The 12,806-nt window shown below is 65.4% G+C and carries 7 protein-coding genes; all 7 read right to left on the bottom strand.

Annotated features, from left to right (window positions below):
- Nucleotides 1-59: 59 nt before the first annotated feature.
- Nucleotides 60-1,904, bottom strand: coding sequence for an ABC transporter ATP-binding protein (locus tag AU188_RS08455; RefSeq protein WP_059163290.1), 1,845 nt, complete (start codon nucleotides 1,902-1,904; stop codon nucleotides 60-62).
- Nucleotides 1,901-3,868: an ABC transporter ATP-binding protein gene (locus AU188_RS08460; protein WP_286137359.1), complete on the bottom strand. Its 1,968-nt coding sequence runs from the start codon at nucleotides 3,866-3,868 to the stop codon at nucleotides 1,901-1,903. Before AU188_RS08460 ends, AU188_RS08455 begins: the two co-directional genes overlap by 4 nt.
- A 108-nt stretch (nucleotides 3,869-3,976) precedes the next feature.
- Nucleotides 3,977-5,890: an ABC transporter ATP-binding protein gene (locus tag AU188_RS08465; RefSeq protein ID WP_059163292.1), complete on the bottom strand. Its 1,914-nt coding sequence runs from the start codon at nucleotides 5,888-5,890 to the stop codon at nucleotides 3,977-3,979.
- Between the two features lie 67 nt (nucleotides 5,891-5,957).
- A complete protein-coding gene (locus tag AU188_RS08470) occupies nucleotides 5,958-7,697 on the bottom strand; it encodes an AMP-binding protein (protein WP_059163293.1) in 1,740 nt (579 codons plus the stop codon).
- 6 nt (nucleotides 7,698-7,703) lie between these two features.
- Nucleotides 7,704-8,570 carry an SAM-dependent methyltransferase gene (locus tag AU188_RS08475; RefSeq protein WP_059163294.1) on the bottom strand — a complete coding sequence of 289 codons (867 nt, stop codon included), beginning with the start codon at nucleotides 8,568-8,570 and terminating at the stop codon, nucleotides 7,704-7,706.
- 29 nt (nucleotides 8,571-8,599) lie between these two features.
- Nucleotides 8,600-10,342: an AMP-binding protein gene (locus AU188_RS08480; protein ID WP_172799437.1), complete on the bottom strand. Its 1,743-nt coding sequence runs from the start codon at nucleotides 10,340-10,342 to the stop codon at nucleotides 8,600-8,602.
- Between the two features lie 219 nt (nucleotides 10,343-10,561).
- Complete coding sequence (htpG, locus tag AU188_RS08485) at nucleotides 10,562-12,493, bottom strand: molecular chaperone HtpG (protein WP_059163295.1); 1,932 nt, start codon at nucleotides 12,491-12,493, stop codon at nucleotides 10,562-10,564.
- Nucleotides 12,494-12,806: the final 313 nt, after the last annotated feature.

Here is a 12,806-nt window from a genome sequence, read left to right on the forward strand (position 1 = left end):
ACAGATCGTGAAATCGCTCAAACTCTCGATCTCTGCGCAGTTTCGATGGGGGTGCGCCCCTATGCCAACGACTGCACCCACGCCCGGTGCAGCGCGGCGTAGCGGCCGTCGCTGCGGGCGATGAGATCTGCGGGCGTACCGTCCTCGACGATCCGGCCGTGCTCGAGAACCAGCACCCGGTCGGCGATCTGCACCGTCGACAGTCGATGCGCGATGACGAGCGCCGTGCGGTCGGCGAGCACCGTCTCCAGCGCCCGCTGCACCATGCGTTCGCTGGGAATGTCCAGCGACGACGTCGCCTCGTCGAGGATCAGCACCGCGGGGTCGGCGAGAAACGCCCGCGCGAACGCGACGAGTTGGCGCTGCCCCGCCGAGAGCCGGCCACCCCGCTTGGCGACGTCGGTGGCGTATCCGTCGGGCAGGGCGGCGATGAACCGGTCGGCGCCGACGGCTTCGGCGGCCGCAGCGACCTGCGCGTCGGTGGCGTCGGGCCGGCCGAACCGGATGTTGTCGGCGATGGTCCCGTCGAACATGAAGTTCTCCTGGGTGACCATCACGACATGTCGACGCAGTTCGATCTGCGAAAGCTCGCGCAGGTCGACGCCGTCCAAGGTGACCGAACCCGACGTCGGGTCGTAGAACCGCGCGATCAGCTTGGCGATCGTCGTCTTGCCCGCACCGGTGGTGCCGACCAGCGCGACGGTCTGGCCCGCGGGCACCTCGACCGTCAACCCCGGCAGCACCGGACGGTCCGGAACGTACGCGAACCGCACGTCGCGGAAGGCGATCTCGCCGCGCACGTCGGTCAGCGCGACGGGACGCGCAGGGTCCAAGATGGCGGGCCGCTCGGCCAGCACGCCGGCCAGTTTCTCCAGCGCCGACGACGCCGACTGGAACATGTTGAAGAACTGCGAGATCTCCTGCATGGGCTCGAAGAACATGCGCAGATACAGCAGGAACGCGGTCAGCGTGCCGATCGTCATCTCACCGTTGAGCACGCGGTAGCCGCCGTAGAGCAGCACCACGCCGGTGGTGAGGTTGCCGACGAGCTTGACCCCCGGCATGAAGATCGCGAGCAGGCGGAAGGTGCGCTCGTTGTCGGCCTTGTAGCGGTCGGCGATGTCTTCGAAGATCTGCTGATTTCGCGGTTCGCGCCGGTAGGCCTGCACGGCCTTGATGCCGGTCATGGTCTCGACGAACTGCACGATCACCAAGGCGGCGCTTTCCCGGACCCGGCGATACGTCCTGGCCGACTCGTTGCGGAACCACCACACCAGCACGATCAGCACCGGGAACGCGCCAAGGCACATCAACCCGAGTCGCCAGTCGAGCGTGACCAGCAGGATCGCGGTGCCGAAGAGCGTGAGCACCGCGGTGACCAGGCTGTCGAAGCCGGTTTCCAGCATGTCCTGGATGGCCTCGACGTCGTTGGTGGACCGGCTGACCACCCGACCCGACGTGTAGCGCTCGTGAAACGCGATGTCGAGCCGCTGGAAATGCCGAAACACCCGGCGGCGCAACTCCCGAAGCACCTTCTGCCCGATATGGCCCGAACGCCGCAGGAAGAACATCCGGCTGGTGGCCTGAACCACCACCACGACGGCGAGGACACCGATGATCATCAGCAGCGTGTGAGCCGCACCGCCCTCGATGATCGGGGGGATCCCGTGGTCGATACCGCGCTGGACGAGGATCGGAACCGACAGGCGCGCAGCATTCTCCACCACCACGACGAGTGCGAGCAGCGCGACCGTGAAGCGGTACGGGCGCAGCAGCGAGCCCAGCAGCGCGCGCGCTTCGCGGCGTCGGTCGATGCTCTCGTCGATCGGCAGGTCGTCCTGCTGTTCTTCGAATTTGCCCCGCCACTCTGTGGTCGCGGTGTCCGGGGTGTCGGTGGCGGTCATCGGCGCTCCGCCTCCGAGGTGACGTTGGGCCCACGCGCAAGCAGGGGACGGCGCGGCGGCTCCTCCTCGACCAGGTGCTCGAGGCGTGTGCGGTCCTCCTCGTCCTCCCAGGTCGGGATGCGTTCACAGCCGTCGTCGAGCTCGTCGTCGGCGGCCAGCAGGTAGCGGTACTGCGGCACCCCGGCCAGCAGCTCGGCATGGGTGCCGACGTGGGTGATGGTCCCGTTCTCCAGCAACGCGACCTTGTCGGCGAGCAGAACCGTCGACGCCCGGTGCGCGACAACGATTCCGGTGACGGAGTGCAGCACGCGCCGCAGTGCCTCCTCGACGACCGCCTCGGTGTGCACGTCGAGCGCCGACAGCGTGTCGTCGAGCACGAGGATTTTCGGCGCCGCCAGGATCGCCCGCGCAAGCGACAGCCGTTGGCGCTGGCCGCCGGACAGGCTCATGCCCTGCTCGCCGATGCGGGTCTCGAGGCCGAACGGCAGGTCGTAGACGAACTGCGCGGCGGCGACCTCGACGGCCTGACGCAACTCGGCGTCCGTGGCCGGGTTCTCCGGGGGGCGGCCCAGCGCCAGGTTCTCGGCCACCGACATGGAGAACAGCGTCGGGTCCTCGAACGCGGTGGCCACCGTCTGCCGAAGGGCGGGCAGGCTCAGCTCGCGGATGTCGCGACCGTCGATGCAGATCGCGCCCTCGGTGACGTCGTAGAGGCGCGACAGCAGGGCGACCAGCACTGACTTGCCGGCGCCCGTCGACCCGACCAGCGCCAGCGTCTCCCCCGGTTCGACCGTGACGGTGACGTGGCGCAATGCCCAATTGTCCGGCTCGCCGGACGGCGCCACTTCGTCGGGGGCGGCGTCGGGGAATCGGAAGCCCACGTCGATGAGCTCGAGGCGCCCGCCGCTCGGCGGCTGGTCAACGGTGCCGTCGACGATTTCCCGTGGCGCGTCGAAGATCTCGGCGATCCGGTTGGCCGCGGTGAACGACTCCTGTGTCATCGACAGCAAGAAGCCCAGCGACGCGATCGGCCACACCAGCGACAGCATCATCGTGATGAACGCGACCAGTGTGCCCATGGTGACGTGGCCGTGGCCGGCGGCGTAGGCGCCGAAGCCGAGTACGACGATCAACGTCAGGTTCGGGATGACCTCGAGCAGCGTCCAGAACTTCGCCGACACCGACACCCGATCCAGCTGCGTGTCATACAGATTCGTGAGCTGTTCGTCGAACCGGTCGTAGACGTACTCCTCGCGGCCGAAGGACTTCACCACCCGCAGCCCCAGCGCGGACTCCTCGACGTGGGTGGCGACGTGGCCGGCCTGGTCCTGAGCCAACCGCGACAGCCGGGTGTACTCCTGCTGAAAGTGCAGGATTGTCATCGTGATCGGCACGATCGACACCACCACGACCACGCCCAGCGGCCAGTACATCGCCAGCAGGATCACGGTCACCACGGTGATCTGCAGGCCGTTGAGCAGGAGAAAGAGCAGACCGAAGGACATGAAGCGGCGAATCGTGCTGAGGTCGTTCATGATTCGCGACAGCAGCTGACCGGACTGCCAGCGGCCGTGGAAACTCATCGGCAAGATCTGCAGCCGGGCGTAGAGGTCCTTGCGGATGTCGGCCTCGACCCCCATGGTGGCGCGCGCCGCCAGCCAACGGCGGATGAACCACAGCACCGCCTCGCAGATGCCGACACCCATGGCGGCGGCGCCCAGCAGCCAGAGGCCCTGCGGGTCCTGATGCCGGACCGGACCGTCGATGACGGCCTTGGTCATCAGCGGAATCGCCACGGTGGCGGCCAGGCTGGCGATCGCGACGGTGACCATCGCGATCCAGCGCGCCCGGTACGGCATCAGGTACGGCAGCATCCGCCACAGGTCCGAGCTCGCGCGTCGGCGTTGCGGTGGCGGTGCGATGGCCGGCGCTGAGCGCAGGGCATGAACTACGGGGTCAACCACTGGGTCCATGTTCCCATGCGGGGCAATTCGATAACGGCCTCGCCGAAACCGACGAATTGGCGGAAATCGTCGCCGAGAATCGACCAAAGCGTCGATCTCGACGGATGGTCATGCCGCGACGCCTTCCTCCTGATCACCGAACTGGGTCTCGTACAGGTCGGCGTAGCGGCCCCGATTGGCGAGCAGTTCGAAGTGGGTGCCCCGTTCGACGATGCGGCCGTCCTCGACGACGAGGATGAGGTCGGCCGCACGCACGGTCGACAGCCGGTGGGCGATGACGATGGAGGTGCGGCCCGCCAGCACCTCGGTCAGCGCCTGCTGCACGGCGGCCTCGGATTCGGAGTCCAGCGAAGCGGTGGCCTCGTCGAGCACGACGACGCGCGAGCGGCCCAGCAGCAACCGGGCGATGGTCAGCCGCTGCCGCTGCCCGCCCGACAAGCGGTAGCCGCGCTCGCCGACGACGGTGTCGAGGCCGTCGGGCATGTCCGCGACCACGTCGGCGAGCCGGGCGCGGTCGAGCGCGTCCCACAGTTCGTCGTCCGTCGCCTCGGGCGCCGCGAGCTTGAGGTTGGCGCGGATCGACTCGTGGAACAGGTGCCCGTCCTGGGTGACCACTCCGATGGTGTCCTTCAGCGAATCGAACGTCAGGTCGCGGACGTCGACGCCGTTGAGCTTTATCGAACCGGAGCCTTCGTCTGATGTCGCCGCATCCGCGGCTCCGACGTCGTAGAGGCGGGCGATCAGCGACGCGATCGTCGACTTGCCCGCGCCCGACGAGCCGACCAGCGCGATGATCTGTCCCGGCCGCGCCGTGAACGAAATGCCGTGCAGCACTTCGTCACCACCCCGATGGTCGAGGACCGCGACCTCCTCCAGCGAGGCCAGCGACACCTTGTCCGCCGCCGGGTAGGAGAACCGCACATCGTCGAACTTCACTTCGACGGGTCCATCTGGGACCGCGACGGCGTTCGGCCTCTCCCGGATCAGCGGCTCGAGGTCGAGCACCTCGAAGACCCGCTCGAAAGAGACCAGCGCGGTGGCGATCTCGACGTGGGCGTTGGCCAGCGCGGTCAGCGGCGCGTACAACCGGGTCAACAGCAGGGCCAGCGACACGATGGCCCCCGCCTGCAGGTGGCCACCGATGGCCAGCACGCCGCCGAGCCCGTACACCAGTGCCAGCGCCAACGCCGACATCAGCGTCAGCGAGTTCATGAAGACCGACTGCAGCATCGCGGTCTTCACGCCGATGTCGCGTACGCGTCCCGCGCGCACCGCGAACTCCCGCGATTCGGTCGCCGGATTGCCGAACAGCTTCACCAGCGTGGCGCCCGGCGCCGAGAACCGTTCGGTCATCTGCGTGTTCATCGTCGCGTTGTGGGCGGCGGCCTCGCGGGACAGCCGCGCCATCGTGGCGCCGATCCGCCGGGCGGGCACGATGAACAGCGGCACCAGCACCAGCGACAGCAACGTGATCTGCCACGAGATCGACAGCATCACCACCAACGTCAGCGTGAGCGTCACCAGGTTCGACACGACACCGGACAGCGTGTCGGAGAACGCCCGTTGCGCGCCCATCACGTCGTTGCCGAGCCGGCTGACCAGCGCGCCCGTGCGGGTTCGGGTGAAGAATGCGACCGGCATCCGCTGCACGTGGTCGAACACCGCGGTGCGCAGATCGAGGATGAGGCCCTCGCCGATCGTCGCCGACAGCCAGCGGGTCACCAGCGAGGCGGCCGTCTCCGCGAGCGCCACAGCCGCGATGACCGCCGCCAGCAACAGCACCGTGCGGAGCGAGTTCCCGGTGATCGCGTCGACGACTTTGCCCGCCAGTACCGGCGTGGCGACGCCCAGAAGCGCGCCGACGACGCTGACCGCGACGAACGCACGCAGCCGCGGGTGATGCCGACCCGCGAAACTCCAGATGCGACGCAGCAGCGCGCAGTTGAGAAGCGAGCGCAGATCGCCGCCCCGGGCGTGTGACTGCCGGTACAGCGTCTGGCGGGCGACCGTTTCGATGCTCATCAATTCACCGTAGAACCTCAACAATGGATGAGGTCAACGGCTTCCCCGCCGTCAGCGAATGGCCCGCCTAGGCGTCGATGCGGGCGAACTGGCTGTGTCGGTACTGCTCGACACATGTCGCCCGCCGGACCTTGCCGCTGGTGGTGATCGGTATCGAACCAGGCGGTACCAGAACAAGATCGGCGACGTTGAGGCCGTGCGAGTTGGAGATCGCCGAGGTGACCTCGCGCTTGACCTCGGCGAGCTTCTCTGAGGCCTCCTGCTCGGAGTCGCCCCGCTTCTTGGCCTCGATGATGACGACGAGTTTCTCGGTCTGACGATCGGGAACCGCGATCGCCGCGCACCGGCCCGCCGTGATCTCCTGGACCGTCGCCTCGATGTCGTCGGGTGAATGGTTGCGCCCGTAGACGATCAACAGATCCTTGATGCGGCCGATGACGAAGACCTCGTCGTCGAAAACGAAGCCCTGATCTCCGGTTCGCAGCCACGGCCCCTCGGGTGTGCCGTCGGAGGGCGCGACGATCTTTGCGCCGAACGTGGCCGCGGTTTCCTCGGGCTTCTGCCAATAGCCCAGCGCGACGTTCTCGCCGTGCACCCAGATCTCACCCGTCACCCCCGCCGGACACTCGGTCATCGTGTCGGGATCAACGATCCGGACGGTCGGCGACTGCGGCACACCGTAGCTGACCAACGGTGTCCCACCGCCGTTCTGGCACCGCTCCGCCTTGCCGGCGGTCAGCTTGTCCGAGTCGAACCGGACGACTTTCGGTACTTGATTCGGCCGGCCGGTCACCACGTACACCGTCGCCTCCGCCAGGCCGTATCCGGGTCGCAGCACCGTATCGCGAAGGTTGAAGCGGGCGAACCGCTCGGTGAAGCGCTTGATGGTGGCGGGGTTGATCCGCTCGCTACCGCTACCGATGCCACGGACTTCCCCGAGATCGAGCCCGGCCATGTCTTCGTCGGACGTCTTCTTCGCGGCGATCTCGAAAGCGAAGTTGGGCGCCGACGAAAACGCGTGTCTGTTGCTGGCCAGCAACTGCATCCACCGGGCCGGCCGCTGCAGGAAGGCCATCGGGCTCATGAGCACAGCGTGCAGCCCCGCCAGGACCGGCACGAAGATTCCGACCATCAAACCCATGTCGTGATAGAACGGCAGCCACGACACGATGGTGGTGTCCGGCGGGGGCACGTTTCCGTCGTCGGCGAACAAGTCGGCCATCAGCTGCCCGAAGTTGATCACAAGATTCCTGTTCGACACCATGACACCCGCCGGTGCACGCGTCGACCCGGACGTGTACTGCAGATACGCGATGCCCGGGCCGTCTTCGGTCCCGGCGTCGGATATCGGCGGCGCGTCCAGGTCCAGCAGGTCGACAGCGACGACCGCTGGAACGGATTGGCCGCTCTGCGACTGTACGGACGCCGTGACGCTGTCGACGACGGCAGACGTCGTCAGAACGACGGTCGGCGACGAATCGCGCAGCACCGAGTCAACGCGCTCATCGGTGACGCCCCCCATCGGAACCGAAAGCGGAACCGCGATGAGTCCGGCCTGCAGCGCCCCGTAGAACGCGACGATGTAGTCAAGCCCCTGCGGTGCCGATATCACCGCCCGGTCACCGGGCGACGCACAACCTTTGAGCGTGTTGGCGACGTTCGTCGTCCGCCGGTACAGCTGCGACCACGTCAGGCTTTCGGGTACACCGTTCCAGTCCTGGTCGTAGTCGATGAACGTGAACGCTGTGTCATCGGGTGCAAAACCGGCGCGCTCGCGCAGAATTGCGGCAGGGGAAGACTCGTTCACAGCGGTTCACACCTTCCGTAGGGAGATTCGATAGAGGTTCGTGTGCTCGAGCCGGAACTGCCTCACCGATGCGTCGAGGTACCTTTCGTAGACCGACACCTTCTCTGGGCCCACGATCTGTTCTGCCTCGGCCCGGTTGCCGCGTAGCCTTTCGAGCCACGCAGAACAGGTGAGTGCGTAGTGTTCGCGATGGTTGAGCACCGACCTGATCTCGAAGAGCTTCTCGGCCGCATGCGCTATTTCGGCGAGCCTCGGGGGATCCGATTCCGGGAATATGTGCTCCGCTATGAAGAGACAATCGCGCAGCCCTTGCTCGTCCATGGCGACGTTCCCCTTGCCGATCGTCTGCAACGCCAGACCTGCGCCGGGATTGAGCCACTCGTAACACTTTTCGAAGAATCGTCGATACGCCGCGACTCGGTCCGACCGTTTCCAGCCGAACTTGACGAAGTGCTCCATGGCCCCGATCGAGATGGCAGCGTCATAGCGTTCGTCTGGATCGAAATCCGCCCAGTCCCGGACGAGCACTTCCAATCGAGGATCGCCCAGGCCCTCCACGTGATGAGCCTGGGCCTCGCTCAAAGTCAAACCGGTGACATGCTGCACGCCGTGTTCGGCAACCAGCCGTTGCATGACCGAGCCCCAGCCGCACCCGATGTCCAACACGCGTTCGGACCCCTTCGCGCCTGCCTCGGACACGAGATAATCGATCTTGCGCATCTGAGCGGCCGCGAGATCATCGGCTTGGCCATCCCACAAGGCACACGAATAAGTCATCGACTCGTCGAGCCAGAGTGAATAGAACTTGTTGCTTATATCGTAGTGGTGCTGAATGGATTCGGGCGATGCACCGCGTTGGCTTATTGTTGTCATTTCCTCCCCTTCAATCGAGTTGTCCTCGTCTATGCGTCGATGCGGGCGAACTGCCCGTGCCGATACTGCTCGACACAGGCGGCCCGTCGGACCTTGCCGCTGGTGGTGATCGGTATCGAACCAGGCGGTACCAGAACAAGGTCCGCGACGCGCAGACCGTGCGAGATGGAAATCGCCGACGTCACTTCCCGTTTGACGATGGTGAGCTTGTCGGCGTCCTCGGCGGATTCGCCCCGCTTCTTGACTTCGATGAGCACCACAAGCTTCTCGGCTTGAGTATCGGGAACCGCGATCGCCGCGCACCGGCCCGCCGTGATCTCCTGGACCGTCGCCTCGATGTCGTCGGGTGAATGGTTGCGCCCGTACACAATCAACAGATCCTTGATGCGGCCGATGACGAACAACTCGTCGTCGAAAACGAAGCCCTGATCTCCGGTTCGCAGCCACGGCCCCTCGGGTGTGCCGTCGGAGGGCGCGACGATCTTTGCGCCGAACGTGGCCGCGGTTTCCTCGGGCTTCTGCCAATAGCCCAGCGCGACGTTCTCGCCGTGCACCCAGATCTCACCGGTCACCCCGGCGGGACATTCGGTCATCGTGTCGGGATCGACGATCCGGACCGTCGGCGACTGCGGCACACCGTAGCTGACCAACGGTGTCCCACCGCCGTTCTGGCACCGCTCCGCCTTGCCGGCGGTCAGCTTCTCGGAGTCGAACCGGACGACGGCCGGTGGTTGCGTCCCTGCGCGGGTCGCCACATACACCGTCGCTTCGGCCAGGCCGTATGACGGTCGGATCACGGCCTCAGGAAGGTTGAAACGGGCGAACCGCTGGGTGAAGCGGCGCACCGTCGCCGGGTGTACCCGTTCACTGCCGGTTGCGATCACCAGCACATCCGAGAGATCGAGCCCGGCCATGTCATCGTCGGACGTCTTTTTCGCCGCCAGTTCGAATGCGAAGTTCGGTGCTGCCGAGTACGCCTTGCTGTTGCCGGCCAGCAACTGCATCCACCGGGCCGGCCGCTGCAAGAACGCCACCGGGCTCATGAGCACAGCGTGAAGTCCGGTCAGAACCGGCCCACAGACTCCGAGATACAAACCCATGTCGTGATAGAACGGCAGCCACGACACGATCGTGGTGTCCGGCGGGGGCACATTGCCGAACTCCGCGAAGTAATCCGACGTCACCTGTTCGAAATTCGCCAGAACGTTTCTGTGCGACATCATGACCCCCGCCGGCTGACGGGTCGACCCGGACGTGTACTGCAGATAAGCGAGACCCGCGCCGTCCTGGGTCCCGGCATCGGATCCCGTCGGCGCGTCGAGGTCCAGCAGATCAACAGCGACGGCCGTTATACCGGATGCCCCCGAGTGCGACTTGACGTACTCGGCGACGGTGCCGGCGACTTGCGATGTTGTGAGGGCGACCGACGGCGAGGCGTCACGCAGCACCGAATCAACACGCTCATCGCTGACGCCGCCCAGCGGAACCGACAGCGGGACCGCAATCCGGCCTGCCTGCAGCGCGCCGAGGAACGCGACGATGTAGTCCAGGCCCTGTGGCGCCAGTATCACCGCACGGTCGCCGATCGACCCATGGTGATCGAGCTCCCGCGCCAAGTTCGTCGTGCGCCGATACAGCTGTGACCATGTCAGGCTTTCCGCAACGCCGTTCCAATCTTGTTCGTAATCGATGAACGTGAAGGCCGGGTCGTCGGGCTGCACGCTGGCGCGCTCGCGCAGCACGTCCACAAGGGAGGTCTCGATCACCCGCATCACGTTACTGTGGCGGTCGCCGCTCCACTGCCGAACGCCAAAGTTAGGTAGCCGACAAATTGCCCGGCCGAACCTCCGAGTTTCCGACCAGCACCACGACCTGCGGTTTTAGCGTGGCGTCTCACGCGTCCACCGTCGAGCGTGACCGTGGACGCGTTTGCCGAAGGCGCTTTGCATCGGATCGCCGGATCCGCATGCGACCGGGCGGGGGCGGGTGCTCTATACGGTGCGAGCCAGCCGCTCGGCGAGCAGCGCGGCGAACTTGGCTGGATCGTCGGGTATGTCGCCTTCGGCGAGAAGCGCTGTGCCGTAGAGCAGTTCGGCGGTATCGACCAACTGACTCAGGTGAGCGTCGTCGCGCTTCTCATGCGCCTTTTGTAGCCCGGTGACGAGCGGGTGGTTCGGATTCAGCTCGAGAATCCGCTTCGAGACCGGAACCGATTGCCCGGAGGCGCGGTACATCCGCGCCAGCGCCGGTGTGATGCCGAAAGTCGGGGTGATCAGGCACGCCGGCGACTCGGTGAGACGCGTCGACAGCCGTACCTCGGAGACATGATCACTCAACGTCTCCTTCAGCCAGCCGAGCAGGTCCGCGAATTCCTTCTCCCGCTCCTCTCGCTCGGCCTCGCTTCTCCCCTCGTCCGAGTCGAGGTCGACCTCGCCTCTTGCCACCGACTGCAGCGGTTTGCCGTCGAACTCCGGCACCGATCCCACCCAGATCTCGTCGACCGGGTCGGTGAGCAGCAGCACCTCGTAACCCTTGGCCCGGAACGCCTCCAGATGAGGAGACTTCAGCAGCTGTTCACGCGACTGTCCGGTGGCGAAGAAGATCTGCTCCTGACCCTCTTTCATGCGCTCGACGTACTCGGCGAGGGTGGTCGGCTCCTCGTCGCTGTGCGTCGAGGCGAACGACGAAATCCGCAGCAGCGTGTCGCGGTTGTCGAAATCCGACATCAGGCCCTCTTTGAGGACCGGACCGAACTGGGTCCAGAACGTGCGGTAGTCCTCGGGACGCTCGGACTGCAGATCCTGGATCGTCGAGAGGACCTTCTTGGTCAGCCGACGGCGGATCGCGGTGACCTGGCGGTCCTGCTGCAGGATTTCACGGGAAACGTTGAGCGACATGTCCTGTGCGTCGACGACTCCCTTGACGAAGCGCAGATACCTGGGCATGAGCTCTTCGCAGTCGCCCATGATGAAGACGCGCTTGACATACAGCTGCACCCCGATCTTGGCGTCGCGGGTGAAAAGGTCGAACGGTGCTTGGGACGGGATGAAGAGCAGGGCCTGGTACTCGAAGGTGCCCTCGGCCTTCATCGCGATCACCTCGAGCGGATCGTCCCAGGCGTGCGCGATGTGCTTGTAGAACTCCTTGTACTCCTCCTCGGAGACCTCGTCCTTCGACTTGGCCCACAGTGCCTTCATCGAGTTGAGCGTCTGCGTTTCGACGGTGACGGTTTCCTCACCGCCCTCCTCCGTCGGCGGCGTGCGCCGCTCGACCTGCATCCGGATAGGCCAGGAGATGAAGTCCGAATACTTCTTGACCAGCTCGCGGATCTTCCACTCCGCGGTGTAGTCGTGCAGCTGGTCGTCGGCGTCTTCGGGTTTGAGGTGCAGGGTGACCGACGTGCCCTGCGGGGCGTCGTCGACGGATTCGATGGTGTAGGTCGCCTCACCGCTCGACACCCACCGGGTGGCATCGCTCTCACCGGCCTTACGGGTGAGCAGCTCGACCTTGTCGGCCACCATGAAAGTCGAATAGAAACCGATACCGAACTGACCGATCAGTTCCTCGGAGGCCGCCGCGTCCTTGGCTTCACGCAATTGCTGACGCAGCTGTCCTGTGCCCGACTTGGCCAGCGTGCCGATCAGGTCCACGACCTCGTCGTGCGTCATACCGATACCGTTGTCGCGGACGGTCAGCGTGCGCGCCGCCTTGTCCACCTCGATCTCGATGTGCAGATCGGAGGAATCGACGTCGAGGTCCTTATTACGCAGGCTCTCCAGCCGCAATTTGTCCAATGCGTCGGAGGCGTTCGAGATCAACTCCCGTAGAAAGGAGTCCTTGTTCGAGTACACCGAGTGGATCAGCAAATCCAGCAGTTGGCGCGCCTCCGCCTGGAACTCCAACTGTTCGACGTGTGCAGTCATGTGCTTCCTCTGGTGACACAGGCTTTGGTTGCAGGTATCGGGAAGGATAATAGCGACTGCGTCGTCATCCAGCGTTTGCAGCAACCGGGCGAGCGGCGGCCGATACACTCCATGAAGGGGTTGGGGACAAGGGGGACAAATCATCGTTGCTGATCCGGCGGCCAGGGATGGATTGTTCGGATTTCGAGACAATTCACCGGGCGCGAAATTACCGTCATTGCTTGTGAATGCCTGCCGACGCAAACCGATGCCGCCGCTGAAGAACACGCTGGGTGCCGATATTCGTGCCGCGGTTGTCTCAAACACACACCGT

It is taken from the genome of Mycobacterium sp. IS-3022 (assembly GCF_001500065.1).
Lineage (GTDB): Bacteria > Actinomycetota > Actinomycetes > Mycobacteriales > Mycobacteriaceae > Mycobacterium.